This window comes from Erythrobacter sp. SCSIO 43205 (genome assembly GCF_019904235.1).
In the GTDB taxonomy this organism is placed as follows: Bacteria; Pseudomonadota; Alphaproteobacteria; order Sphingomonadales; family Sphingomonadaceae; genus Erythrobacter.
The window spans coordinates 1-23,613 of record NZ_CP063202.1 but is presented as its reverse complement, the minus strand read 5'-3'; the positions used below and the strand labels follow the sequence as shown (position 1 = coordinate 23,613).

At 57.7% G+C, this 23,613-nt stretch carries 27 protein-coding genes; 13 read left to right on the top strand and 14 right to left on the bottom strand.

Annotated elements, in window-relative coordinates; translation table 11 throughout:
- Window positions 1-14: 14 nt before the first annotated feature.
- Complete coding sequence (locus INR77_RS00135) at window positions 15-743, top strand: FAD-binding oxidoreductase (protein ID WP_370632330.1); 729 nt, start codon at window positions 15-17, stop codon at window positions 741-743.
- A gap of 34 nt (window positions 744-777) precedes the next feature.
- Here INR77_RS00135 and INR77_RS00130 read toward each other — a convergent pair whose 3' ends face one another.
- On the bottom strand, window positions 778-1,494 hold the full coding sequence (locus INR77_RS00130; RefSeq protein ID WP_223071959.1) for a Crp/Fnr family transcriptional regulator: 717 nt from the start codon (window positions 1,492-1,494) through the stop codon (window positions 778-780).
- 24 nt (window positions 1,495-1,518) lie between these two features.
- Entirely contained in the window at window positions 1,519-3,015 is a 1,497-nt protein-coding gene (locus tag INR77_RS00125; RefSeq protein WP_223071958.1) for a YifB family Mg chelatase-like AAA ATPase, read from the bottom strand.
- 159 nt (window positions 3,016-3,174) lie between these two features.
- On the opposite strand from INR77_RS00125, the gene INR77_RS00120 reads away from it, so the two are divergent.
- From INR77_RS00120 to INR77_RS00090, 7 genes are all read left to right on the top strand, one after another.
- Complete coding sequence (locus INR77_RS00120) at window positions 3,175-4,176, top strand: alpha/beta hydrolase (protein WP_223071957.1); 1,002 nt, start codon at window positions 3,175-3,177, stop codon at window positions 4,174-4,176.
- A gap of 219 nt (window positions 4,177-4,395) precedes the next feature.
- On the top strand, window positions 4,396-4,530 hold the full coding sequence (gene rpmH, locus INR77_RS00115; protein ID WP_223071956.1) for a 50S ribosomal protein L34: 135 nt from the start codon (window positions 4,396-4,398) through the stop codon (window positions 4,528-4,530).
- Window positions 4,531-4,639: 109 nt separating this feature from the next.
- On the top strand, window positions 4,640-5,026 hold the full coding sequence (gene rnpA / locus INR77_RS00110; RefSeq protein ID WP_223071955.1) for a ribonuclease P protein component: 387 nt from the start codon (window positions 4,640-4,642) through the stop codon (window positions 5,024-5,026).
- Complete coding sequence (yidD, locus tag INR77_RS00105) at window positions 5,023-5,232, top strand: membrane protein insertion efficiency factor YidD (RefSeq protein WP_223071954.1); 210 nt, start codon at window positions 5,023-5,025, stop codon at window positions 5,230-5,232. The genes rnpA and yidD overlap by 4 nt, the downstream gene beginning before the upstream one ends.
- Window positions 5,233-5,301: 69 nt before the next feature.
- Complete coding sequence (gene yidC / locus INR77_RS00100; RefSeq protein WP_223071953.1) at window positions 5,302-7,080, top strand: membrane protein insertase YidC; 1,779 nt, start codon at window positions 5,302-5,304, stop codon at window positions 7,078-7,080.
- A 10-nt stretch (window positions 7,081-7,090) separates the two neighbouring features.
- Complete coding sequence (gene yihA, locus INR77_RS00095) at window positions 7,091-7,807, top strand: ribosome biogenesis GTP-binding protein YihA/YsxC (RefSeq protein ID WP_223071952.1); 717 nt, start codon at window positions 7,091-7,093, stop codon at window positions 7,805-7,807.
- A gap of 234 nt (window positions 7,808-8,041) precedes the next feature.
- Window positions 8,042-9,028, top strand: coding sequence for a hypothetical protein (locus INR77_RS00090; RefSeq protein WP_223071951.1), 987 nt, complete (start codon window positions 8,042-8,044; stop codon window positions 9,026-9,028).
- An 83-nt stretch (window positions 9,029-9,111) separates the two neighbouring features.
- Here the strand turns inward: INR77_RS00090 and INR77_RS00085 are convergent, their stop codons facing one another.
- Window positions 9,112-9,531 (bottom strand): VOC family protein, encoded by a 420-nt coding sequence (locus INR77_RS00085; RefSeq protein ID WP_223071950.1) that lies wholly within the window; start codon window positions 9,529-9,531, stop codon window positions 9,112-9,114.
- 119 nt (window positions 9,532-9,650) lie between these two features.
- Between INR77_RS00085 and INR77_RS00080 the strand changes: the two genes are divergently transcribed.
- Complete coding sequence (locus INR77_RS00080) at window positions 9,651-10,310, top strand: glutathione S-transferase family protein (RefSeq protein ID WP_223071949.1); 660 nt, start codon at window positions 9,651-9,653, stop codon at window positions 10,308-10,310.
- A gap of 32 nt (window positions 10,311-10,342) precedes the next feature.
- The gene (locus tag INR77_RS00075) at window positions 10,343-11,182 is read left to right on the top strand and encodes a S1/P1 nuclease (RefSeq protein ID WP_370632246.1); all 840 of its coding nucleotides are present in this window, start codon (window positions 10,343-10,345) and stop codon (window positions 11,180-11,182) included.
- Window positions 11,183-11,188: 6 nt separating this feature from the next.
- On the opposite strand, the gene INR77_RS00070 is transcribed toward INR77_RS00075, so the two are convergent.
- Window positions 11,189-11,656, bottom strand: coding sequence for a cupin domain-containing protein (locus tag INR77_RS00070; RefSeq protein ID WP_223071947.1), 468 nt, complete (start codon window positions 11,654-11,656; stop codon window positions 11,189-11,191).
- Window positions 11,657-11,686: 30 nt separating this feature from the next.
- Between INR77_RS00070 and dapE the strand changes: the two genes are divergently transcribed.
- Both dapE and INR77_RS00060 read left to right on the top strand, forming a co-directional pair.
- Entirely contained in the window at window positions 11,687-12,844 is a 1,158-nt protein-coding gene (gene dapE / locus INR77_RS00065; RefSeq protein WP_223071946.1) for a succinyl-diaminopimelate desuccinylase, read from the top strand.
- A gap of 6 nt (window positions 12,845-12,850) precedes the next feature.
- Window positions 12,851-14,107, top strand: a complete 1,257-nt coding sequence (locus INR77_RS00060) for a dicarboxylate/amino acid:cation symporter (RefSeq protein ID WP_223071945.1) — start codon at window positions 12,851-12,853, stop codon at window positions 14,105-14,107.
- Window positions 14,108-14,183: 76 nt separating this feature from the next.
- Here INR77_RS00060 and INR77_RS00055 read toward each other — a convergent pair whose 3' ends face one another.
- The 5 genes from INR77_RS00055 to dapB are packed head-to-tail and all read right to left on the bottom strand — an operon-like array spanning window position 14,184 to window position 18,475.
- Entirely contained in the window at window positions 14,184-14,597 is a 414-nt protein-coding gene (locus INR77_RS00055; RefSeq protein WP_223071944.1) for a hypothetical protein, read from the bottom strand.
- Window positions 14,598-14,651: 54 nt separating this feature from the next.
- Window positions 14,652-15,302 carry an endonuclease III gene (gene nth / locus INR77_RS00050; protein WP_223071943.1) on the bottom strand — a complete coding sequence of 217 codons (651 nt, stop codon included), beginning with the start codon at window positions 15,300-15,302 and terminating at the stop codon, window positions 14,652-14,654.
- 13 nt (window positions 15,303-15,315) lie between these two features.
- Entirely contained in the window at window positions 15,316-16,845 is a 1,530-nt protein-coding gene (locus INR77_RS00045; RefSeq protein WP_223071942.1) for a pentapeptide repeat-containing protein, read from the bottom strand.
- Between the two features lie 14 nt (window positions 16,846-16,859).
- A complete protein-coding gene (locus INR77_RS00040; protein ID WP_223071941.1) occupies window positions 16,860-17,717 on the bottom strand; it encodes an ion transporter in 858 nt (285 codons plus the stop codon).
- Between the two features lie 29 nt (window positions 17,718-17,746).
- The gene (gene dapB / locus INR77_RS00035; RefSeq protein WP_223071940.1) at window positions 17,747-18,475 is read right to left on the bottom strand and encodes a 4-hydroxy-tetrahydrodipicolinate reductase; all 729 of its coding nucleotides are present in this window, start codon (window positions 18,473-18,475) and stop codon (window positions 17,747-17,749) included.
- 35 nt (window positions 18,476-18,510) lie between these two features.
- Here dapB and INR77_RS00030 point away from each other — a divergent pair, with 35 nt between their 5' ends.
- Entirely contained in the window at window positions 18,511-19,224 is a 714-nt protein-coding gene (locus tag INR77_RS00030; RefSeq protein WP_223071939.1) for an NAD-dependent deacylase, read from the top strand.
- A gap of 11 nt (window positions 19,225-19,235) precedes the next feature.
- Here the strand turns inward: INR77_RS00030 and INR77_RS00025 are convergent, their stop codons facing one another.
- The 5 genes from INR77_RS00025 to dnaA all read right to left on the bottom strand — a co-directional run bounded on the left by INR77_RS00025 (window position 19,236) and on the right by dnaA (window position 23,429).
- Window positions 19,236-19,634 (bottom strand): YidH family protein, encoded by a 399-nt coding sequence (locus tag INR77_RS00025; protein ID WP_223071938.1) that lies wholly within the window; start codon window positions 19,632-19,634, stop codon window positions 19,236-19,238.
- A gap of 19 nt (window positions 19,635-19,653) precedes the next feature.
- Complete coding sequence (gene yaaA / locus INR77_RS00020; protein ID WP_223071937.1) at window positions 19,654-20,442, bottom strand: peroxide stress protein YaaA; 789 nt, start codon at window positions 20,440-20,442, stop codon at window positions 19,654-19,656.
- 149 nt (window positions 20,443-20,591) lie between these two features.
- A complete protein-coding gene (locus tag INR77_RS00015) occupies window positions 20,592-21,365 on the bottom strand; it encodes a HesA/MoeB/ThiF family protein (protein ID WP_223071936.1) in 774 nt (257 codons plus the stop codon).
- Window positions 21,362-21,814, bottom strand: a complete 453-nt coding sequence (locus INR77_RS00010) for a DUF983 domain-containing protein (RefSeq protein ID WP_223071935.1) — start codon at window positions 21,812-21,814, stop codon at window positions 21,362-21,364. The genes INR77_RS00015 and INR77_RS00010 overlap by 4 nt, the downstream gene beginning before the upstream one ends.
- Window positions 21,815-21,968: 154 nt before the next feature.
- Window positions 21,969-23,429, bottom strand: coding sequence for a chromosomal replication initiator protein DnaA (gene dnaA / locus INR77_RS00005; RefSeq protein ID WP_223071934.1), 1,461 nt, complete (start codon window positions 23,427-23,429; stop codon window positions 21,969-21,971).
- Window positions 23,430-23,613: the final 184 nt, after the last annotated feature.

Below are 23,613 nucleotides of genomic sequence, written 5' to 3'. Positions count from 1 at the left end.
AGCAAATCGGAACGATAAGCTTTCTTTGGCTGTTCGACAGGAGTGACCACGCCAAAATAAAGGAAGTTCCCATCTCTCATTCCCTCACCCTCAAAGCGATCCGCCCTGTTACCCACAATACGCAAGAATTGACCTTTGACCGGCCAGACGGCTTCACCTTCGCACCCGGTCAGGCCACGGACTTTGCCTTGGATAAAGACGGATGGCGCGATGAAAAGCGTCCCTTTACAATGGCATCGCTTCCCGATGCCGAGAAACTGCAATTCGTCATCAAATCCTATCCCGACCACGATGGCGTAACCGAACAGATCGGGCAAATGGAAGCGGGCGATGGTGTAATCATCGAGGAGCCGTGGGGCGCGATTGAAGATCGCGGACCGGGAACAATTTTGGCCGCTGGCGCAGGGATCACCCCTTTCATCGCCATCTTGCGGGCACGTCTGGCTGATAAGGGCACGCTCGACGGCTATCGCCTCGTCTTCTCCAATTCGTGTGAAAAGGACATCATTTTGCGCGATGAGCTTTCTTCGATGAAGGGCTTGGAGGTTATTTTCCTTGTCTCCGAAGAGAAGGTTGAAGGCCTCCACCACGGACAAATCGACGGCGATTTCCTCGACAAAATCGGTCTGGAGCCCGACAGCACATTTTATATGTGCGGCCCGCCTGAGTTTGAGGATGATATTGCGGCGTTGCTAAAAGAACGCGGCGTGGATGAGGGTAACATCGTGCGCGAAGAAGACTAAGACCCTGCGGGCGAATGTTAACGGGCGAAAACCGTCAACTCTGCGCTTCTTCCAAAAGCTCGATGCTTTGCGGTGTCGCGGGAAGCGCGTCTTCGGGCTGGTAGCTGCTGCTGAGCTTTTTGGCGAGATCGCGGGTCAGAAGCGCGTTCAGCGATATTCGCAAGGCTTCGTGCTTGCGCCCAAGCTTGCGTAGGGCCTCGCTGTCCCATTCCACATAGCGCACTGATTGCGGGGCCACCGTGGTCGCGGTCGTGCGGCGGTTGAGGACAAAGGCGACCTCGCCGACGAAGTTGCCTTCGGGCAGGCGGAATTGCCGACCGCGCTTTTCTACCGAGATAACCCCTTCAAAAACATAGAACAGCGCATCGGACGGCTCATCCTCTTGTGTAAGAATAGTGCCCGAAGGATCATCTGCGCGTTGCCATTTCGCAATGGCGGCCACGCGCCGGAACTGCCCCGGGCTTAAGGTTTCAAAGGCTTCAAATAAGCGTTTTTCATCGTCGCTAAGGCGCAAGGTGGTGCGCTCCATCGCGATCTGTCCCAACACCCAGAAATTGATTGCCACGAACAGCAGGCTGGTGATGATCGGATCCCACAAAGGACCGCCGGGCAGAAGGAAATAATAGGCGATGTAAACAAAGGTCGAGATGACGATGAGGATGCGCAGTTTCAGCTCATCACGAATGGCATAGGCGACCAGCAAAAGCGCTGCGCCAAGGTAGATTAGCCAAGAAGAATCGAACACGGGCATGAGGAGCCCTCTAGCTTGGAAATGTTACGGTGCACGAACTTTCTGCCGGTAACTGAGCGCCTCTGCGATGTGCGGGCGGCTGACCTCACTTGCGCCGGCCAGATCGGCGACGGTGCGCGCGACCCGCAAAACGCGGGTGTAGCTTCGCGCCGACAATCGCAGTTTTTCTGCGGCCCGCATCAGCAATGCGCGGCCTTCTTCATCGGGGGAAGCGTGCGTTTCGAGATTGTCCCCTTCGAGCTCGGCGTTCGAACGCACGCCGCGCTTGCTGGCATGGCCTCTCGCTGTTGCCACACGCGCGGCGACCTCTTCGCTGCCTTCCGCAGAGGGAGGAAGCGTCAGGTCCATTGCAGAAACCGCTGCGACATCGACGTGCAGATCGATCCGGTCGAGCAGTGGCCCTGATAGCCGCGCCTGATAATCGCCCATGCAGCGTGGGTAGCGGTTGCAGTTTTGTGCCGGATCACCAGCATAGCCGCAGCGGCACGGATTCATCGCCGCGATCAATTGAACGCGCGCGGGGAAAGTCACATGAGCATTGGCCCGTGCAACATCGACCTGCCCCGTCTCAAGCGGCTGGCGCAGCGAATCGAGCACGGGGCGTTGAAATTCGGGCAGTTCGTCGAGAAAAAGCACGCCCAGATGCGCGAGACTGATTTCGCCGGGGCGCACTTTTAATCCCCCTCCGGTAAGTGCTGCCATGCTGGCGGAATGATGCGGCGCGCGAAAAGGGCGGGTGCGGCTGATCCGCCCGCCTTCAAGAGTGCCAGCGACCGATTGCACCATCGAAACTTCCAAAGCTTCGGTTGGCGTTAATTCTGGCAAGATGCCGGGGAGGCAAGAGGCAAGCATGGATTTTCCCGAACCGGGCGGCCCGGACATAAGCAAATTGTGCCCCCCTGCGGCTGCGATTTCCAGTGCGCGTTTGGCGGTTTCCTGCCCTTTGACCTGCCTTAAATTGGTGGCCACGGGCGGCTCTTCGACTTCGCCTCTGGGTGGCTCAGCGAGCACGCCGTCACCTTTGAGGTGATCAAGCAAACTTCCCAAATCGCGCGGCGCGAGGACTGGCACCCCGCTTGCCCAGCGCGCCTCGGAGCCTTGCGCAGCGGGACAGATAAGCCCGGTTTCCTCACCGCTGGCATAGAGTGCTGCGATCAGCACGCCGGGGGAGGGAACCACGCGGCCATCCAGGGATAGCTCCCCCACCGCGATCCAGTCGTTTAATTGCTCGGCATCGGTCACACCCATCGCCGCAAGCAGTGCCAGAGCAATCGGCAAATCATAGTGCGAGCCATCTTTGGGAAGGTCTGCGGGCGATAAGTTAATGGTGATCCGTTTGGGCGGAAGCGCCAATCCCATTGCGGAAAGCGCCGCCTGAACCCGCTCGCGGCTTTCGCTCACCGCTTTATCAGGCAATCCCACAATAGAGAAACGCGGCATACCGGGCGCGACCTGGCACTGTACTTCGACCCCGCGCGCCTCAAGTCCCAGATACGCAACCGTGCGAATGAGTGCGACCATGCCGCAACCCCCCTTAGCCATTCGCACCCGGCTGTTCCCTTTTGACAGCTTGTGCAGGGTAAACAGCATCTTGTCGAGCGCTTACGCACGGCTACGAAAGGAGTTTGTAAGCATAAACTTTCGTAAAGCGTGAAGGGGCTGCGGCATATTTTTGCCGTGATGAAAAATTTTGCAGCCCTGAATTGTGCAGCCCTGTTTGTTCTGGCCCTGCTGGCGCTCTTCCCGGCCTCTCTCGCCGCGCAAGGGTATTCGAGCGCGCGGGTGGTCGAAACGCAAAGCTGGGTTGAGGAATGGGACCCGGCGACAGGGCGCTGGGTGCGCGTGGATGAGGATGCCAACGCCTCTCACAATGCAAATCTGCCAACCGTGGTGACCACGATCATAGATGGCCGCGAAGTGACCGAGACGCGCAATGCTGCGCGTTATGCCCTGCCCGTTCCATCACATCGCCCGCGGCGTGCGCTTGCGCAATACGGCCCGTTTCAGGTGACAAGCGAGAATGTCGCCATCATGGTAGGCCCGACCAATTGGCAATCCCCGCGCGATTTCGATGCGATGATGCGCGATTTTCCCGGCATCCAAACCCTTGAAATGATTGAGGCGCCGGGCACCAGCAATGACATCGCCAATCTTGAGGTCGGACGCAAGATCCGCGCCCGGGGCATTTCCACCCACGTGCCTAGCGATGGCTCTGTGCGTTCTGGTGCAGTAGAACTGTTTTTGGCTGGCGCGACCCGTACAATTGACGATGGCGCGACATTTGCGGTTCACGCATGGCTCGACAATCACGGACGCGAAGCAAGCGACTTTGCCCCCGGTCACCCTGCGCACCGGCTCTATCTCGATTATTATGTCGCCATGGGCTTTACCCAAGAACAGGCGCAGCGTTTTTATGCGATGACCAATTCAGTGCCTCACGCAGATGCGTTATGGCTGACTTCTGACGAGATGCGCGGCTGGGTAGCGCCTGATCTGCTTGAGGGACGTTTCGCAGCCCGGCAAATGCTTGCCGAATGTGTGATCTGTGCAAGTGTTGAGGCCAATCTGGCTGTAACGCAGAGCCTGATTGATAATGCCGCATTGGACGCGCCCTTCATCGCTGCAGTGCAGCCCCGGATCGGATATGGCGATATGAGCGGGCTTGCCCTTACAGCATTGTAGGAAGGGTATAAGCGCACAATGGCCACGCGAGATTACGATGTTTCTTGCCTCAGATGTTTCTTGACTCAGGCGCATCTTTTCCATAACTGCGCGCCCCTGATCAGACCGCTTGTTGAAAAGGGGTCGTTATCGGTCATGAACGCGTGGGGCCTTGGGTAAAGGCGCAGCGGCAGGACCATTAGCAATTTTTTGAAGCCCACTGGCTCACTTGAGGATACAATGAAGCGGACTTTCCAACCTTCCAATCTCGTGCGCGCTCGTCGCCACGGTTTCTTCGCACGCAAAGCAACGCCAGGTGGCCGCAAGGTTATCCGTGCGCGTCGTCGTCGCGGTCGCAAGAGCCTGTCTGCCTAAGCGATAGGCTTGGGCGTCGGCTTTCGCGGACGTCCATCACAATGCGAGAAGCCTTGAAGGCTCAAAGCGGGCTCCCATTGGGGGCCCGTACGCGTTATTGAAGCCTGCGATGTTCAAGGTTCTCACAAAACGCAGCGATTTCGTGGCGGCGAATAAAGGGCTGCGCAATGCCAAGCCTGGCTTTGTCCTGCTGACGAGGCCCAATGGCGGCGAGGGCGTGCGTTACGGCATCACTGTCACCAAGAAGATCGGCAACGCTGTGGTGCGCAACCGGATGAAGCGGCGCTTTCGCGAGCTTTTGCGCGATGCTTTGCCCAAAGGTGCGCTTCCCAATCACGACCATGTGTTGATCGGCAGAGCTGGCGGGGTAGAGCGCGATTTTGCGACAATGGCGCTGGAACTTGGCAAGGCTTTGGAACGTGCGCAATCTGGCAAGGGCGATTCTCCAAGGCCAAGAAGGCCCCGCGCTCACCGCTCCAAACGCGAGGCGAAATGAAGTATATTTTGATTGCCCTCGCCAGAGCATGGCAGCTTGGTCCATCGCTCATTATGCCGCCCACCTGCCGCTATTCCCCATCGTGCAGCCAGTATATGATTGAGGCGGTCCGAAAATACGGCGCGATCAAGGGTGGATGGTTGGGGCTAAAGCGTATAGGGCGCTGTCACCCATGGGGAGGGCATGGCCACGATCCGGTGCCTTAAGGCAGTTGGAAAAGTGGGTGTCATGCCTATATAACACAGTTCATATGATTATCTTGTAGGGCGTACATCTTGGACAATCAGCGCAATCTTCTGCTCGCCGTGGTGCTTTCGGGCCTGCTTATTCTGGGCTGGGACTTTGGGATGCGGTTTTTCTACCCCACCCCGCCAGACCCCGTGGCCGAGGCGAGTGAGGACATCGAATCGCCTGTGGCGAACGCTGTTTCTGATACAGCGACCAGCGCAAGTGCCGATGTGACCGACACGCAGGCGCCCAGCGGGCCTGTCACGCTAGAGGGCGCGCTTGCATCCGCAACCCGCGTCAAAATTGATGCGCCGCGCGTTGCGGGTTCGATCAATCTTGTGGGCGCGCGCCTCGATGATCTTGTGCTGAAAGATTACGATGCGACCGTCGGCGAGGATGATGATCCTGTTCGCCTTTTTGCGCCTGATGGCACTGAGATGGAGCATTTTGCCGAGTTTGGCTTTGTCGTCGGAGGCAAGCGCCTGCCGAGCTCAACCGTTTGGCAGGCCGATGGCGAAACACTGACGCCTGAAACGCCGGTTACGCTTTCGCACACGGATGAGGCTGGCGTTACCTACAAGGTCAAGCTGTCGATCGACGACAATTACATGATCGCCGCCGAACAAGTGATCGAAAACGGATCCGAGGCAGCCGCGATTGTTCAGCCATTCGCGTTCATCAAGCGCACCAGCACCACCGCTTCGCCTGACCAATTCATCGCCCATGCTGGTCCAACGGGCGTGTTTGGCGGCTCCTTGTATGATCCAAATTCATACGAAGAACTCGCTGAACTGGGCCGTGATAGTCCGGCTGGCGAAGCTGCGTGGCTTGGATTTACTGACACCTATTGGGCAAGTGCGCTCATTCCGGGCGAAGGCGCAACTGACACCGTAGGCTGGCGCTCACTTGGCGACAATCTGTTCCGCGCTGATCTCATTTATGACACCGAAACGGTGCCCGCTGGAGGCAGTTCGGCGCAAGGCACACAGCTTTTTGCAGGCGCCAAGGAAAGCGTTGTCCTCGACAATTACGAAGAGGCAGGGATCACCTATTTCGGCAAGGTGATCAGCTGGGGCTGGTTTGAATGGTTTGAAAAACCCTTCTTGTGGCTCCTTCGCACTCTCAACGGCCTCGTCGGCAATTTCGGCGTCGCGATCATCCTTCTCACCTGCATTATCCGCGCGGCCATGTTCCCGGTCGCGCAAAAGGGCTTTGCGAGCATGGCCTCGATGAAGGCAGTGCAGCCCAAGATGAAAGCGATTCAGGAACGCTACAAGGACGATAAACAGACGCAGCAGCAAAAGATCATGGAGCTGTACAAGGAAGAGAAGGTCAATCCGCTCTCCGGCTGTCTGCCGATCCTTATTCAGATCCCGATCTTCTTTGCCTTGTATAAGGTGCTTTATCTCGCGATTGAGATGCGGCACGAGCCGTTCCTTTATATCAACGATCTTTCTGCGCCCGATCCTGCAAAGATCCTCAATCTGTTTGGCCTTCTGCCCTATGATGTGCCGGGGTTCCTCGGGATTGGTATCCTTGCGCTGCTCCTTGGTTTCACCATGTGGCTGACCTTCCGCTTGAACCCGTCGACGATGGACCCGATGCAGCAGCAGATTTTCAATCTCATGCCGTGGGTGCTGATGTTCGTCATGGCACCGTTTGCAGCGGGCTTGCTCATTTACTGGGTAACCTCGAACATCCTCACCGTCGCTCAGCAAAGCTATCTGTATTCCAAGCACCCGCAATTGAAGGCGGCAGCGCAGAAAGAGAAAGCGGAAAAAGCACAGGCAAAGGCGCGCGAAGAAGCGGAAAAAAGCGGGGCGTAACGCACAAGCCATGACCGCCCCCAATCCCACGCCAGAGGAGCTCGAACTGCGCGAGCAACAGCGCCGCGAGCGTAAAGCCTCCAAGCTGTTTTCCGGGCGTGTGGATTTCCTCTTGTCCGCGCCACAATTGAAATTCCTGCCTGAACCCACAGTGCCAGAGATCGCTTTTTGCGGGCGCAGTAATGTTGGCAAAAGCTCGCTTTTGAACGCGCTCACAGGCCGCAAGAAAATCGCGCGTGCATCAGTCACGCCGGGGCGCACGCAGGAACTCAATTTCTTTGAAGTGGGGATGGCAGACCCCAATAACCCCGGCGGCCCCCCGCTGTTCCGCCTCGTTGATATGCCGGGTTACGGCTTTGCCAAGGCTCCTGTCAAAGTGGTCGAGCGCTGGAAAAACCTCGTCAAAACGTACCTGCGCGGACGGCAAGTGCTCGCGCGCAATCTCGTGCTGGTCGACAGCCGCCACGGGCTTAAGGATGTTGACCGCGAGATGATGAAAATGCTCGACGAGGCCGCCGTTGGCTATCGCATTGTGCTCACAAAAACAGACAAGGTTAAGGCAAGCGAGCTTGAGCGTGTGGCGAATCGGATTGCTGACGAATCGCGCAAACATCCGGCGGCATTTCCCACCCTTCACCTCACCAGCAGCGAAAAAGGCATGGGGATTGAAGAACTTCGTGCAGCCGTTGTGGCTGACGCATTGGGCGAAGAGTTCTTCGACCTTTAGTTAACGCGGTGCGCTTCGCATTGCTGTGTCGCCCTTGGTCAAAGTCAATCAGCTGATTAACGCGTGCGCTTCTTGCCTGCGTGCGCAAGGCCGAGCGTCAACCTTTGCCTAACCATAAGAGCTGCCCCCCGGAAAAACCCCTAGGCCGCGATTTGCCTGCCGTTAACTTCCCGGAAAACTTTCGCCGCAAGAACGTGTCCCCAGACCAGTGACCAACCACGTTGAGGACCACATATGAAAAAGATCATTCTCACAGGCGCATCGATGGCAGCTCTTGCCATGGCAGCGCCAGCACTTGCGCAAAGCTCATCGACTGTTGACCAGACGGGTAATGGCAACATCGCTGACGTGGTGCAGGATAACGCCAACGCATCGACCATTACGCAAGTGGGCGACAACAATGTCGCGGGCGTCGATCAGACCACCGGCGATGGCAACACCTCGACCATCACGCAGACCGCGACCGGCGCGAATGAAGCTGGCGTGTTCCAGAACGGTCTTGGCGGTACTGCGAGCGTCAGCCAGACCGGCGATGCAGACGGCGATGTCGCGATTGTTGTGCAAGACGTTCTGTCCGTGGGCGCAACCGCCACAGTCACTCAGACCGGCAATGGCGGTGGACTGAGCGGCAACCTTGCCCTGATCGATCAGGACGACGGCTCCAACAGCGAAGCAAGCATCACGCAAAGCGGCCTTACCAATGTCGCAGAGAGCATTCAGCGCGGCTCTGACAACCTGTCAGACGTCAACCAAAGCGGCACATCGGGTATCGTGTTTGTCGACCAAATCGGTGATGGCAACACTGACCTCACGATCCAGGGCGGCGACAGCAACGTGGCCGACGTCAATCAGGGCGCGGTGGGCGCAGCCGTCAACGGGGCAACTTCGACCGTGTTTCAGGATGGCCTGACCAACTCTGCGAGCGTGAACCAGTTCGCTGACAACAATGAAAGCTTCATCGATCAGGGCTTCAACGGCGGCTCTTTGAACGATGCTGTGGTCACTCAGACCGGCACCGGCAACTTCAGCGCGATTGGTCAAGGCGACACGCTGACCAGCAACAGCAACCTTGCCGACGTGCTTCAGTCGGGCAATGACAACGTCAGCTTTGTTTCGCAAAACGGCGACACAAACTCAGCGACGGTTGTCCAGTCCACCGATGGCAACATTTCTGATGTTATCCAGTCGGGCAACGGCAACACCGCCAGCGTTTCCCAATAAGGAACACAATCGCGCAGCTTGCCTGTCCAGTGGCTGCACGAATAATCGCCGGGTGCCTTTTGCTGGTGCCCGGCGATTTTGTTTCATGTCGCGAAAAGTTGGTCGGGATCGGCAAAGGCTTTGAATTCAAGCGCATTGCCTGATGGATCGCGCAGGAACATGGTCGCCTGCTCACCCGGCTTGTCCTTAAAGCGCACCGTGGGCTCAATCACGAAGTCAGTGTTTGCCTCGCGCAATCGCTTGGCCAGAGCCTCCCAATCCTTCATCGTAAGCACCAGACCGAAATGCGGCACAGGTACGCCGTGTCCATCAACATGATTGGTCGCCGCATCACCGCTGCGTGTCGGAGACAGATGCGCCACAATCTGATGGCCGTGAAAATTGAAGTCGATCCACTCATCCGACGAACGCCCCTCCTCGCATCCCATGACCCCGCCATAAAAGGCGCGCGCTTGGACAAGGTCGTGAACGGGAAAAGCGAGATGGAAGGGAGGTAGGGACATTAGAGCAGGCCTTCTAAGCAGATTTTGCTGACCCGTAAGCTGAGCAGGATGTTCATGCTCGACAGGCAAAGTCTGAATATATAGGCACTCACACGCAAGCAAGGTGGAGCGCGCAACAAATGAAACTCATCATGGGCAATAAGAATTATTCGAGCTGGAGCTTGCGCGGCTGGCTGGCGGTCAAGCAATCGGGCCTGCCATTTGAAGAGATCACTGTGCCGCTTTTGGGTGAGCATTGGGAGGCGCAAAAACGCGGCGAAGAGTTTCAGCCATCCTCGGGTAAGGTGCCAATCCTGTGGGACGAAGACGCAGTGATCTGGGACAGTCTTGCGATCCTTGAATATCTCGCTGACAAGGTTGGCCGCGACCGCTTCTGGCCCAAGGACGATGCCGCGCGCGGCATGGCGCGGGCAATGGTTGCGGAAATGCACTCCTCTTATGGCTCGCTGCGCTCTCAGATGCCGATGAATGTGCGCTCACGCGTGCCGCTGCAAAATCTGTCGGAGCAAACCAAGGCCGATATTGTGCGCATCCTCCAGCTATGGGCCGAAGCGCGCGCGCGCCATGGTTCGGCAGGCCCCTATCTGTTCGGCACCTTTGGCGCAGCGGATATTTTCTACGCGCCTATTGTCTCACGCTTTACCACCTATGGCATTGGCGTGCCCGGCTTTGCGCAAAGCTATATGGAGGCCATTCTCGAACACGATTGGATGGCGCAATGGATTGCCGCTTCCGAAGACGAAGAATGGGTGATTGAGCAATTTGAGACAGCGGGATGAGGGCTCTTTTCCTAAGCTTGTGCGCGATAGTTTTGATTCTGCCGGGCGAGGCGGGCGCATGGGGCTTTTATGCGCATCGCAAGACGGCTGAGATTGCTGAGGCCAATGTTTCGCCTGAGGTGCGCGCCAAGATCCAGCACCTGCTTCGTTCAGAGGCGATGGTGGGGACGCCCGAATGCGAGCTTTCCAGCATTGAGGATGCCAGCGTGTGGCCAGACTGCATTCGCCGCGACTTCTCGCGCTGGGGCTACACCGCCGCGTGGCACTATCGCACCGCGCCTATCTGCAAGGCTTATAAGCCCCGCGAAAACTGTCCGGGAGGCAGCTGTGTGACCGGACAGATTGAACGCGCGCACCGGGTGCTGGCTGATGAAAGCCTGCCCGACCATGTGCGGCTGGAGGCGCTTGCATTCATGGTGCATTTCGCAGGCGATGTGCATATGCCGCTCCATTCCGGTGATCGCGAGGATCGCGGCGGCAATGACCGCGAGACGGATTACGGCATTGTGCCCGGCCTCAATCTCCACCGCATTTGGGATGGTCCGCTTGCCGAGCGCGCAATCAGCGACCCTGCGCGGCCCGTCGTGCGCGTTTACAGCGCTGCTGAACGTGCAGATCTGGGCGGAGGAACCCCGGCTGACTGGGGGCGGGAAAGTTGGCAAATCAGCCGCAATTTCGTCTATCCCACCGCTTTTGACACAGATGATGTGTGCGAAGGCGAATTGCCGATGAAGACCAAGCTCAGCCAGGAAGACATCGAAAAGGCGGTGCCCATCGCGCGGCGCAGGGTCCAGCAGGCAGGCATCCGGATTGCACAGCTTTTGGAAAGCGCCTTTGCACAGGGCCCCTTGCCAAGGCCTCAGCGTAACTAGGCGCGACTAAGGGATCCGGTCGGTTTCGTATTTTGTCCCGTCCTTCCGGAAGTAGCCGTCCGGCTCAAACACCATGTCGATATCGGGATATTCACCGCCGTCTGTGTCGTATTGTCCCGCAGCAGCCACCACGAATACGCAGGGCTCATCTGTCCGGTTTTGCAAGTGATGGCCATTTTCCTTTCCCGCTGGCCAAGCGACAATGTCGCCAGCTTGCACCACGCTTTCCCCATCGTCCTCGACCAGAACAGCCTCGCCTGAAATCATCACCAGAAGTTCATCAATCTCGCGGTGCCAATGGCGCTGCGATGACCATGCGCCAGGTTCCAGCACGACGTGGCTTGCGCGCAGCCGCTCCATCCCTGTCGCAGGGGCAAGACGGCGGTAATTGCGCCCCTGAACAGGTGCATCAAACGGCGCGGGGTATCCGGTCGCATTGGTTTGCGGAATGCTCGTTAAATCAAGCTTGGGCATTGGGCGCATCTCCTGCTAGCACGCTGGCCTATGAGTATAGCTTTAGACTACGCCAAACGCCTAATTGCCGCGCCTTCTGTCACCCCTGCAACAGGTGAGGTGTTCGATGTGATGGAGGCGTTGCTTGCGCCTTTGGGCTTTGACATCCACCGCTTCAAACGCGGAGACGGGGCAAAGGGCACGGATGAGGCCCCTGTCGAAAACCTTTTTGCCGTTCGCAAAGGGCCGGAAGGCTCCAAGCATTTTGCCTTTGCAGGCCATCTTGACGTGGTGCCGCCCGGAGATGGGTGGGAAAGCGATCCCTTCACCCCCACCCAAGAGGGCGAGCTTCTCTATGGCCGCGGCGCGGTCGATATGAAGAGCGCAATTGCCTGTATGGTCGCTGCGTGCCACGACATTCCAGAGGACGCTGGCACAATCAGCTTTATCATCACCGGCGATGAAGAGGGGCCAGCGCTCCACGGCACGCGCGCGCTGATCGACTATATGGATGCCGAGGGTATTCAGCCTGATCTGTGCCTTGTGGGCGAGCCCACTAGCGTCAATCGCCTTGGTGACATGATGAAGATCGGGCGGCGCGGATCGGTCAATATCTGGCTGACGGTTGAGGGCACGCAAGGCCACGTTGCCTATCCGCATCTGGCCGACAATCCGATCCCTAAACTGGTTGCGATGCTGGACGATTTGAACCGTCAGGTACTCGACAAGGGCACCGATTGGTTTCAGCCATCGAACCTTGAAATTACCGATCTTGAGGTCGGCAATCCCGCGCACAATGTGATCCCGGCGACGGCGAAGGCGCGGGTTTCGATCCGGTTCAACGACCTTCATTCGGGCGCAAGCCTTTCCCAATGGGCAAGCGAAGTCGCCGAAAAGCACGGCGGGAGCGCATTGCCGATTATCTCTGGTGAACCGTTCCTCACTGCTCCGGGCCCATTTTCGGATATGCTGGCCGCAGCTATTGAGGCGGAAACCGGCGTCACACCCGAAGCCTCCACCACCGGCGGCACATCGGATGCGCGGTTCCTTCGCAGCGTTTGCCCCGTGATCGAATTTGGCCTGTGCAATGCAACTATGCACAAGCGAAATGAAGCGGTGGCCATTCCTGATCTGGATGCGCTAGCAAGGATTTACACACGTGCAGCGCTGGGGGCGCTTCAGCTCGAAACAACGCAAGAAGAGGCGTAACGACACATGAAAGCCTGGTTCAGAATTCCGCTGTGGCAGCGGGTGATCGGTGCGCTGATCCTTGGGATTGTCGTTGGATATATCTGGGGTCCGGGGGCTGAAAGCATCAAGATTATCGGCGATATTTTCATCGCCTTTATCAAAATGCTGGTCGTGCCGCTGATCTTCTTCAGCCTTGTCGCTGGAGTCGCGAGTATCGGCGATCTTAAAAAGCTTGGCAGCGTCGGCTGGCGCGCGCTTTTGCTGTTTGTCGTAACGGGGCAAATGGCGGTGTGGCTGGGTCTTGGTATTGGTACATTCGTACAACCGGGTTCAGGGCTGGACGCAAGCGGGATGAACCTTGATGCTGCCGCCTTGGAGCGTGCTCAGGCGCGGCAGGAAGATGGCGTTACCGTTCAGCAGATGATCCTTGAAATGGTGCCATCGAGCCCGGTTCAGGTGATGGCGGATGTCAATGTCCTCCCGCTCATCATATTCTCGCTGCTGATCGGTATTGGCATTTTGATGGCCAAGGAAGAGGGCGAGCCTGTCCTCAAAATCTTCGATTCGGGCAGTGTCGTCATGCAGAAAGTCACCATGGTGGTCATGGAGCTGACCCCGTTTGGCGTCTTTGCGCTGATGGCGTGGGTGGCGGGCACTTTGGGGCTTGAGGCGCTTCAGGCGCTCGGCATTGTGGTGGTGCTCAATTACGTGGGCTGCTTGCTCATCATCGGGCTCATCTATGGCGGGATGATCAAATTCATCGCCAAGCTTCCGGTGATCGATTTCTTCCGCGGGATCGTCGACGCAATCGCGGTGAGCTATTCTACCGCTAGCTCCAATGCGACCCTGCCTGTGACCTTGCGCTGTGCTCAGCGCAACTTGGGTGTATCAAACTCGGTCGCAAGCTTTGTGATCAGCCTTGGCGCCACGATCAATATGAACGGCACTGCTATGTATCTGGGCCTTGCGACATTGTTCGGCGCGCAAGTGTTCGGCGTGACCCTCGACATGGGCGACTATGTGCTGATCTCGATCCTTGGCACTCTGGGCGCGATTGGCGCGGCAGGGATTCCGGGGGCCGGCCTTATCATGATGGTGCTGGTGTTCGGCGCGGTTGGCGTTCCGCTTGAGACGATTGCTCTTGTCGCTGGCATCGACCGGATCATGGATATGATGCGCACCACCACCAATGTCAGCGGCGATGCAGCCGTGGCGACCACGGTGGCCGCGATGACGGGTGAGCTGGACAGGGCCGAACTTATCAGCGCCGATGATGTTTAGTGCTGGTCAGCGATAAGTGGTTTGGGGCCCCGGCAGACACCATAGCACTCAGCCAAAGCCTTGTATGACCTTGTGATCACTCGCCTGAGGCGTCATCCTCAACATATTCCACCGGCACAAATTCACCGAGGCTGCATCCCGCGCCGCGTTGCACTTGGCCGCCCATGTTTTCGAGCGTGTAGATAATCTCGGTGCGGCACAGCTGGCTAAGCGATGTTTCGTAAGTGATCGCGCGTTCAAACCCCAGCCTTGGACAACGGCTCGTCAGCACGTTGCGATAGACCTTCCCGCCGCGCATTTCGAAGTCGATCACCTGATCGGAGCGTACCTTCGTGTTACGAATGGCGGTGCGATTGATACAGCTTTGCGCCTCGCCAACGGTTTTCACCGCAGGGCCAGCAAGTGCCGGGTCTTGGCGCGGTTCGCCTTCAGCGGTGGCGCAAGCCATAAGGCCGGCCACAGGCAACAGTGCTAGGGTGTGACGGATCATGAGCGCTCTCCTGTTTGACTTGCAATAGGTCGCCAAAGCTGAACCCGCGCTGAGTCACCGACCCTTGGGCTTTTCCAGCACCTTCTTGCGAAAAGAACACAGATCAACCAGATCGCACCGCCAGCACTCAGGTGTCCTCGCCTTGCACACATAGCGGCCATGCAGGATCAGCCAGTGATGCGCGTGGAGGCGAAAGGGCTGGGGCACGCGCTTTTCGAGTTTTGCTTCGACCTGCTCCGGCGTCTTCCCCTTGGCAAGCCCGGTGCGATTGCCGACGCGCAGGATGTGCGTATCGACCGCAAAGGTCTCCTGTTTGAACCAGCAGTTCAGCACCACATTCGCCGTCTTGCGCCCCACTCCCGGCAGCCTCACCAGATCATCGCGCGTGTCGGGAACCTCACCGCCGTATTCGTCAATAAGGAGCTGCGACAGGGCGATTACATTCTTCGCCTTGGAGTTGAACAGGCCAATCGTCTTGATGTGTTCGATGAGCCCCTCAAGCCCCAAATCAAGCATCTGTTGCGGTGTCTCAACCTTGGCGAAAAGCGCGCGCGTCGCCTTGTTTACCCCCACATCGGTCGCCTGCGCCGAGAGAGCCACGGCCACCACCAGCTGATAGGCATTGCCATATTCAAGCTCGGTTTCAGGTTCAGGATTGTCCTCGGCCAAGCGCCGGAAAAACTCGAAAATCTGGTCTTTGGTCATGGTGAGTGGCCGCTTAGTCCTTTTCCACGAGGCGGCCAAGGATCGCGACCAGCATCAGTGAGCCAAACCACCCAAACAGGATTTCAAACCACATTAGTGCGCGAAGCCACCAGCCCGCCCATACCGTCTCGCCGTCCTCTTTAACGACAATAGGCTGCCAATCGCTTTCTTGATGAAGGTCGACAAGTGGCAGGATCAAATCGAGCGAATACAGCATGGGCTGAAAGGTCGAATGTTCTGGGGGAACACTGCATTCGGCCAGCACCCAATTTTTGCCATCAGGGCCGCATTCGACTCGATCATCGTCCTGATGGATGAGTGGGTGCGTTGGCCCGAAATGGCCCGCACGCGAACCTTCCTGATAGGCAAGTGCAGACAAAAGCGCGATGCCGAACATGAGATAGACAATGCGCTGCGGGCGATAGCCATAGCCCGAAATTCCGCCATATATCCAATGCCATGCGTATTCGATGCGGTTCGAGATTTCTTTCCAGATAAAGTCAATCCCCATGCGAACACTTGGGATTCGGCTGTCGTCAAAGGTGCTCACCGGCCGGCAACCGATTTGTCCCGCTTTACGCCGCGCTTCCTGTTTGGCGATGGCGACTTCGCCAGCCTCGCCGCTGTGGCCGTTTTCGCGAAGGACTTTGGCGAGTTGTTCCCATGGTTGGGGGGCGAAATTTTTTCCAAGTTGTTCGGAGTGCTGTTTGTTCAGCCATTCGACCCGCCGTGTGACATTCACCCCGCGCGGCAGGCGTTTATAAACGAGGCCGTCGAGATAATATTGGTGATCGGGCCAATAGGTTTTGCAATCGCCAAAGTCGTCCTGGTGGCAATCGATCAGAGTATCGATCGTCGCATTGGTGAAGCGGACAATGCCCTGAACCTTTTTGGGGCGAAAGAACATCTGGTTTTTGACCACAAGGTTCTGCGCGATCAGCGCCTTGCCAGCGCGCTTGATATGGCTCTCCTCGTCGCCTTCATCCTCACCTTCTTTCAGCGGATTGAGCAAACGCGTGTCATCAAGGTCGAATTGACCTTCGATAGTTGCGGCAGCGAAGCTGATGAACCCTTCGCAACGTGAGCCTTCGAGCGAGACATTGCCAGCGAAACGAGCACGCTGCGCAGAAAGCCCTGCGATCCGGCAGCGGCTCAGGATCAAGCCTGAAAACCGGGCATCGCTCATTCTGATATACTCGCAAAAATGGCATTCGGACATCGATAGAAGGTTAGGGCTCTCGATTTCTTCCAGGTCGAGTTCGCCCTCGACCCATGCCCCTTTCAATTGTACCCCCGTTTCGTGCACCGGGTGGTTCGTATCGCCCCCTAAAAGCAAAAAGCGGATTAACCCCGCCCGGATGCGGTTGGCGTTGGTGCCTTTTTCAGGCCTTTGTTTATCCCAATTCTTCGGTTCCCAAGCCTCTCCGCGTTTGCAGCACTCGACCAGGGCTTTTTCCGCAATGCGCAACTGCGGTGGCTCCAAATCGCTCAGCCAACGGCCATGTGGCAGATGAGCGGGCCGCGTTGTCCTCTTTCCTGCCATCCAATCCCCCCCCCTCAAGACCCCGGCGGCGTCTGGCTTGCCCGCTCTAGCCGCTCAAGCTTTGCCACCACGTTCTCGTCGATCTCGTCCAATCGCTCCAGATGCTCGCGCATTTCTTGGATTTTCTGGTCGCGGCGCGCTTGCATGGCATCGGAGAATGCAGCGGCGATGATCCCGGTTGGCATGGCGACAAAGGCGACGCCTGACAGCGCTAGCGTGCCGCCGATGAACTTGCCGATGATCGTCACCGGATAGGCATCGCCATAGCCAACGGTGGTCAAGGTGATCACTGCCCACCACAGAGCGCGCGGGATCGAGCCGAACTGTTCGGGCTGGATCGAACCCTCAACCACGTGCAGCAAGGTTGCGCCTGTCAGAACGAAGACAAAGGCAAGCGCGACTGTCACGATCAAATCATCGCCCCGGTCCGCAATCGCTTGCCATACCGATTTGATCGCGAGGCTGAAGCGGCCAAATTTCATCACTGCGATCACGCGGAAGAGCCTCAGGACCCGCAAAACCGCCGCATCGCCTGCGATAAGAGGCGCAAGAGTTGCCACCACCACGATCAGATCGACGATCCCCAACCAGCTGCGCATAAAAGCCCAACGTTTGGCCCAAGCAGAGCCTTCTCCCGGCGCTTCGGCGGCGGCGTAAACACGTGCCACATATTCCGCGAGGAAGATCGTGCCAAAAACAAGTTCCCCGACTAAAAGCGCGCTATGCCATTCGGGTGAGAGAGTGGGTTCTGTACCCAACGCGGCGCCGATGACGGCGAGGACAATGGTCAGGATTAGCAAGCGGTTGAGCAGCGTCAGGCGCCCGTCAGGATGCGCTCCGACAAAGAGCTGCTCATACAGTTTGGTCCGCATCGCCCCCATTTTCACCCCCACTCACCAGACTAAAGGTCCAGCACGTCGTGCATGGTGTAGCGCGCAGGTGGCTTGCCGATCAACCATCCGCCTGCTCGCACTGCGCCGCGTGCAAAGATCATCCGGTTTTCGGCCGAATGTGCGAGGGTGAGGCGTTCTTCATTCCCGGCAAAAATCACCGAGTGATCACCCGCTACGGTCCCGCCGCGAAGTGTGGCAAAGCCGATATCGCCCGGCGTGCGCGCGCCAGTTTGACCATGCCGCCCGCTGTCCATTTTGTCGTCGAGCGCGACGCCGCGCCCTTCTGCTGCCGCTTCGCCCAAAAGCTTGGCGGTGCCCGATGGCGCATCGACTTTCATCCGGTGATGCATTTCGAGCACTTCGATATCCCAATCATCGCCAAGTCGCTCAGCCGCCTGCTTCACCAGAGCGCTGAGCAAGGTGATGCCAAGCGAGGTGTTGCCGGTCTGCAGGATGGGGATGTCTCTGGCTGCCTCGTCGATTGCGGAAAAATGCGCCTCTTCAAGCCCGGTTGTCCCGATCAGGATGGGCACGCCTTTTGAACGCGCTGCCTTCACATTTCCCACCAAAGCATCCGGTGACGAAAAATCGACCACGACATCGCATTGGCCAATGACAGGCGCGGGATCACCGCCAAGGTCTATCCCAACGCAAAACTCATGGCCAGCCTCCTCTATCGCGGTGGCCAGCGCCTGACCCATGCGGCCTTTGTGTCCGATGACTGCAAATTTTGCCATTGCTTCCCTCATTCGTGCAGTGTTTCAATACCACCATGGCAGACTTCAAGAACATCGTCATCCTGACAGGGGCCGGGATTAGCGCAGAAAGCGGCATAGACACCTTTCGCTCAGCCGGAGGCTTATGGGAACAACACCGGGTCGAGGATGTGGCAACACCTGAAGGATTTGCTCGCAATCCTGATCTGGTGCTCGGCTTTTATGATGCCAGGCGCGAGGCGCTCTCCACAGTAGAGCCCAATCCGGCGCACACCGCGCTTGCCCGGTTGGAACGTGAGTTTTCCGGCAATCTCCTTCTCGTCACGCAGAATGTGGATGATTTGCACGAGCGCGGTGGCTCGTCTCAGGTTCTGCATATGCACGGTGAATTGAAGTCTGCACTGTGCAATTCATGCGAGGTCCGCTCACCGTGGGATGCGCCCATGTCGGCCAAAGATGGACAGCGCCCACCGTGCCCCGTTTGCCAAGCGCCCACATTGCGCCCCGATGTCGTGTGGTTTGGCGAAATGCCTTACCAGATGGAGCGGATTTATGCCGCCTTGAGCGTGTGCGACCTGTTTGTTTCCATTGGCACCAGCGGCGCGGTTTATCCAGCTGCTGGTTTTGTTCAGGAAGCGCGCGGCCATGGGGCGCAAACGCTTGAACTCAACCTTGAGCCCAGTGAAGGCTCGCATTTCTTTTCGCAGGCCCGCTATGGCAAAGCGGGCGAATTGGTGCCCCAATGGGTGGATGAATTCCTTGCCTCTTGAGCGGTCGGTCTTCAAAAATCCATCAACCAGATGCCCACCGCAAGACTTGCACTTCCAAAGGCCATAAAGCCTGCGATCAATTGCATATTCATCGTTTGAAGGGGTTCGGCCTTATGCGCCTGAAGCCTTGTGTGCACCGCGCATCCATTACGCTGAGCGGCAAAGAATATGCCGATCCCGAGGAGGATGAAAATCGTCGCGATTGCCTTTGGCAAAAAAGCGGGTTCGAGTTTGCCGAAAAGCGCATTGAAGCCAAGCCCGATACCCACCGCAGCAAGCCCGGTGCGCATCCATCCGGCGAAGGTGCGCTCGTTCGCCATGAGCGTGCGATCCTCCGCCCAATCGGTGCGGTCTTGAGCCAGGTCCGTGCGGTCTTCGGCCAGATCGTTGGAGGATTTGTCATCGCTCATGGCGCTTACTTCTTTTTGACTACTTCTTTTTGACCGGGGGCTGAGGCCGGATGAACACGAGCTGCGTCTCACTCGAAGCCTTGGCATCGAAGCTATAGCCCTCGGCATCAAACCCACGCAAATCGTCCGCCTTCTCGATCCGGTTTTCCATGATCCAGCGCGCCATCAGGCCACGCGCGAACTTGACGTGATACATGAGGCGGCGCGCCTCGCCGTCTTTCACATTGAGGAAGGTCGCCTCAATCACTTTGCCCGGCAGCACTGATGTGTCGACCGCCTTGAAATATTCATTGGAGGCAAGGTTCACGATAGTCTGATCGCCGTGGCCTTCGAGGTCGTGCGCCAATTGCTCACCAATCCGGCTGCCCCAGAAATCATAGAGCGATTTACCGCGCGGATTCTTCATCTTGGTGCCCATTTCAAGGCGATAAGGCTGGATCGCGTCCATGGGCCTCAGCACGCCATAAAGCCCTGAAAGTATGCGCAAATGGTCCTGCGCGTAGCGGAGCGTTTCATCTCCCAACGACTTTGCTTCGAGCCCCCAATAAACATCGCCATCAAAGGTGAGGCCGGCGGGTTTTGCCGAATTGGGACGGCCATCCAGATCAAACGCCTTGAAGCGTTCTGCATTAAGTTCAGCCAGATTGTCTGAAATCTTCATCAGCTTGGCTAGGTCTTTTGCCGATTGCTTTTTCGCAACGCCCGCAATCTCGCGCGTGTCCTCTTCAAAACGCGGACGGGTGATCTCAAGCGAAGTGCTGGGCTCATCAAAGTTGAGCTTTTTGGCGGGCGAGAGAAGGGTAATCATTAAGTCTGGTTCCGGAATCAATCTGAGTTGGGCTATGTCGTTCTGACGTTGGTCAATCAACAAACTGGTGGCCGATAGGGTCCCTCAATGTCCAGCGTGATCGCGAATTTTGGGCAGGATTTATCCGATCACACCAATCGACTTATTGCCTATTCGACGTGCCCGCACCCCTTGCACGCAGGGTCTTTCGTGATGGTGAGGGTGCGCATACCCGGCGTCATTCCGTCAAGGATATGAAGCTTGCCCCATTGGGGATCGCCAAAACGGCTGACCCCGGCGAGCAGCACACGCACCGCCTGCATTGCGGCAAAGCTTCCGGTCCAACCTGCCATCGCGCCCAGCATCCCGTCTTCGGCGCAGGTGTCGCAATCCTCTGCATCGAAGGCATCGCCGACAAAACAGCGGTAGCAGGGCTGGCCTGCAAGATGGCCTGCAAAGGCACCGACCTGACCCTGAAAGCGACCTACGGCAGCAGAGAGCAACGGAACACGCTCGGCAACGCAAGCATTGGACACCGCAAGGCGCGTTGCGAAATTATCGGTGCCATCAAGCACCAAATCTGCGCCAGCGATCAGGTCGCCCACGTTCTGAGCGGTGATGCGGCTGTCGGATATGGTCACATCCAGAGCATCGTCAAAATTCGCGAGCCATCGGCGTGCACTTGTCGCTTTGCCGTGGCCGACATCGCGAGTGGTGAAGATGGTCTGGCGCTGGAGATTGCTCACATCCACCACATCATCATCGACGAGGGTGAATTTCCCGATCCCGGCGCCCGCAAGATATTGCAAAGCGGGCGAGCCGATACCGCCAAGCCCGATCACCGCAATATGCTTACCCGCCAGCGCCACCTGACCCGCGCCGCCGATTTCCGGCAGCACGATATGGCGGGCAAAGCGGTCGAGGCGGGCTGGAGGCAGGCTCATTGATCTGGCGTTTCTTCGATGATGACATCGTCGATGCGCCGTTCTTTCGAAAATGCGCCAATCCCGTGCCAATACAGAAAAGCGATCACCGCGCCTTTGACAGGCTGCAAGGTTGCGATCAGCAGCACTACGGCGAGCGGCAAAATGATTGCAAGTGTAGCCCATGCACTCATTTCAAAGGTCGCAATCATGGCGATCACCACGGGGGCGAGCAGGTGGCCGACCACGAAGATCCCGATATAGGCGGGGAAATCATCAGCCTGCTGTTGTGACCAATCCTGCGCGCAATGGGGGCAGGTGTCGTGGGGTTTGAGCCATTTGCGAAACAGCTTTGCCTCCCCGCATCTGGGGCAGGTGCTTTTAAGACCTCTGAAAACGGCATCAAACCAGCTTTGCGGCAGGTTTGGTTTGCTGTCAGAGTGCAGCGGCGGGGAAGGGGATAAGCTCATGGAAAAGCTGTTTACAGGATGTGCATGAGGTGTCGACAGGGCTGTGGATGGCCCTGTGACTAACGTGTTGGCAAACGGTTGATGGGCTTGGGAGGGTGGCTGTGAACCACCCTGTTCCCCCTATGTGCATAAAGTGTGCGAATTAACCTTTGGATCAGCTCTCAAGCTGGCGCAGCAGGCTCCTCACATCGCCGTCCATATCGGCATCGCGCGTGCGCAAATCCTCGATCAGGCGTACGGCGTGGATAACCGTCGAGTGATCGCGGCCACCGAATTTGCGGCCAATCTCTGGATAAGAGCGCGGCGTGAGCACTTTGGACAGGTACATCGCAACCTGACGTGGACGCACCACCGCCCGGGCGCGGCGCTTGGATGACATTTCCGACCGGTCGATCCGGTAGAACTGGCAAACGGTGCGCTGGATCTCGTCAATCGTGATCCGGCGGCGGTTCGCTGAAAGAATATCGGTGAGCTGCTCTTCAGCGAGCTGTAGTGACACCTCCTGCCCTGTCAGCTGCGCGTAAGCGATAAGCTTGTTCAATCCGCCGATGAGTTCGCGGACGTTGCGCGTGATGGTGCGTGCAAGGAAGTCGATGACATCCTCTGGCACGCTCAATGGTGCAAAGCGCGAAAGCTTTGAGTGCAGAACCTTCTTGCGAAGCTCGATGTCAGCAGCTTGAATATCGGCGACAAGGCCCATCGAAAGGCGCGACAAAAGGCGCGGTTCGACCCCGTCCAGTGCCTGCGGTGCGCGGTCGGCAGCAAACACAAGCCGCTTGCCCTCAGCCAGAAGCGCGTCAATCGTGTAGAGCAATTCTTCTTGAGCTGATGCCTTGCCGATGATGAATTGGATGTCGTCCACCAGAAGCAAGTCAAAGCTGCGAAGGCGTGCTTTGAACTCGATCATCTGGTTGGCTTTCAATGCCTGCACGAACTCGACCATGAAGCGTTCAGCGGAGCAATAGAAAATGCGCGCACGCGGGTGGCTGGCCAAGAAGCCGTGACCGATGGCGTGGAGCAAGTGCGTCTTGCCTTGCCCTGTCGCAGCTTTGAGATAGAGCGGTGAGAATTGCGGCTGTTCGGTTGCGGCCATGCGCTGTGCAGCATTGCAGGCAAGCACATTGGCCTCGCCCGTGATGAACGCCTGAAAGGTAAGCGACGGGTCAAGCCCGACGCTTGAGGTGAAGCCTGTATCATTGATCGTACCAGCAGCAACCGCAATCGCGCTCGCGCCATCATTGGCAGGCCGGCGGCCATCATCGATGCGAAGGTCAGGCAGCTGGCGACGGCCCGGGTGCACCTGAATGTTAACCGAGCGCACATCACCGCGCATAATCTTCCACGCAAGCTGCAGGCGGTCGTGGAAACGATCCTTCACCCAGTTCGCTGAAAATTCTGTAGGGAGGAACAGGTCAAGCTGGCCCGTCTCCTTGTTGATGCCGCCCACCTGGATCGGCTTGATCCACTGGCTGTGAAGCTGATGGCCCAGATCTTTCTTGAGCCCCTGGCTGATATCCGCCCAATCGGCCGCGAGATTTACGGCTTCTGCATCTTCCATCAAATCGTCGTCCGCTTTTCGGCGCGTTGTCCGCGCTTTATCAATATTATAGCCCATTGCTTCCCCACTACGAGTGCCCCCTTGGAAAGAGTGCATCTTCCAAGGTTGGATATGTTACCGTTGCGACAGGCGAAGAGATCCCCTCCGGCAGAGCACCCCCCGCCGGCTAACCAGTCGTCCCAATTGTTTGAACCCGGACTGTCCCGCGCCGAGTGATTTTGAATAAACGCATCTTCGAACG

Excerpts from the sequence above, each read along its gene's own strand:
- INR77_RS00130 (WP_223071959.1), bottom strand. The coding sequence starts at position 1,494 with ATGCCCGTGTTCGATTCTTCTTGGCTAATCTACCTTGGCGCAGCGCTT.
- INR77_RS00125 (WP_223071958.1), bottom strand. The coding sequence starts at position 3,015 with ATGGTCGCACTCATTCGCACGGTTGCGTATCTGGGACTTGAGGCGCGC.
- INR77_RS00120 (WP_223071957.1), top strand. The coding sequence starts at position 3,175 with ATGAAAAATTTTGCAGCCCTGAATTGTGCAGCCCTGTTTGTTCTGGCC.
- rpmH (WP_223071956.1), top strand. The coding sequence starts at position 4,396 with ATGAAGCGGACTTTCCAACCTTCCAATCTCGTGCGCGCTCGTCGCCAC.
- rnpA (WP_223071955.1), top strand. The coding sequence starts at position 4,640 with ATGTTCAAGGTTCTCACAAAACGCAGCGATTTCGTGGCGGCGAATAAA.
- yidD (WP_223071954.1), top strand. The coding sequence starts at position 5,023 with ATGAAGTATATTTTGATTGCCCTCGCCAGAGCATGGCAGCTTGGTCCA.
- yihA (WP_223071952.1), top strand. The coding sequence starts at position 7,091 with ATGACCGCCCCCAATCCCACGCCAGAGGAGCTCGAACTGCGCGAGCAA.
- INR77_RS00090 (WP_223071951.1), top strand. The coding sequence starts at position 8,042 with ATGAAAAAGATCATTCTCACAGGCGCATCGATGGCAGCTCTTGCCATG.
- INR77_RS00085 (WP_223071950.1), bottom strand. The coding sequence starts at position 9,531 with ATGTCCCTACCTCCCTTCCATCTCGCTTTTCCCGTTCACGACCTTGTC.
- INR77_RS00080 (WP_223071949.1), top strand. The coding sequence starts at position 9,651 with ATGAAACTCATCATGGGCAATAAGAATTATTCGAGCTGGAGCTTGCGC.
- INR77_RS00070 (WP_223071947.1), bottom strand. The coding sequence starts at position 11,656 with ATGCCCAAGCTTGATTTAACGAGCATTCCGCAAACCAATGCGACCGGA.
- dapE (WP_223071946.1), top strand. The coding sequence starts at position 11,687 with ATGAGTATAGCTTTAGACTACGCCAAACGCCTAATTGCCGCGCCTTCT.
- INR77_RS00060 (WP_223071945.1), top strand. The coding sequence starts at position 12,851 with ATGAAAGCCTGGTTCAGAATTCCGCTGTGGCAGCGGGTGATCGGTGCG.
- INR77_RS00055 (WP_223071944.1), bottom strand. The coding sequence starts at position 14,597 with ATGATCCGTCACACCCTAGCACTGTTGCCTGTGGCCGGCCTTATGGCT.
- nth (WP_223071943.1), bottom strand. The coding sequence starts at position 15,302 with ATGACCAAAGACCAGATTTTCGAGTTTTTCCGGCGCTTGGCCGAGGAC.
- INR77_RS00045 (WP_223071942.1), bottom strand. The coding sequence starts at position 16,845 with ATGGCAGGAAAGAGGACAACGCGGCCCGCTCATCTGCCACATGGCCGT.
- INR77_RS00040 (WP_223071941.1), bottom strand. The coding sequence starts at position 17,717 with ATGCGGACCAAACTGTATGAGCAGCTCTTTGTCGGAGCGCATCCTGAC.
- dapB (WP_223071940.1), bottom strand. The coding sequence starts at position 18,475 with ATGGCAAAATTTGCAGTCATCGGACACAAAGGCCGCATGGGTCAGGCG.
- INR77_RS00030 (WP_223071939.1), top strand. The coding sequence starts at position 18,511 with ATGGCAGACTTCAAGAACATCGTCATCCTGACAGGGGCCGGGATTAGC.
- INR77_RS00025 (WP_223071938.1), bottom strand. The coding sequence starts at position 19,634 with ATGAGCGATGACAAATCCTCCAACGATCTGGCCGAAGACCGCACGGAC.
- yaaA (WP_223071937.1), bottom strand. The coding sequence starts at position 20,442 with ATGATTACCCTTCTCTCGCCCGCCAAAAAGCTCAACTTTGATGAGCCC.
- INR77_RS00015 (WP_223071936.1), bottom strand. The coding sequence starts at position 21,365 with ATGAGCCTGCCTCCAGCCCGCCTCGACCGCTTTGCCCGCCATATCGTG.
- INR77_RS00010 (WP_223071935.1), bottom strand. The coding sequence starts at position 21,814 with ATGAGCTTATCCCCTTCCCCGCCGCTGCACTCTGACAGCAAACCAAAC.
- dnaA (WP_223071934.1), bottom strand. The coding sequence starts at position 23,429 with ATGGGCTATAATATTGATAAAGCGCGGACAACGCGCCGAAAAGCGGAC.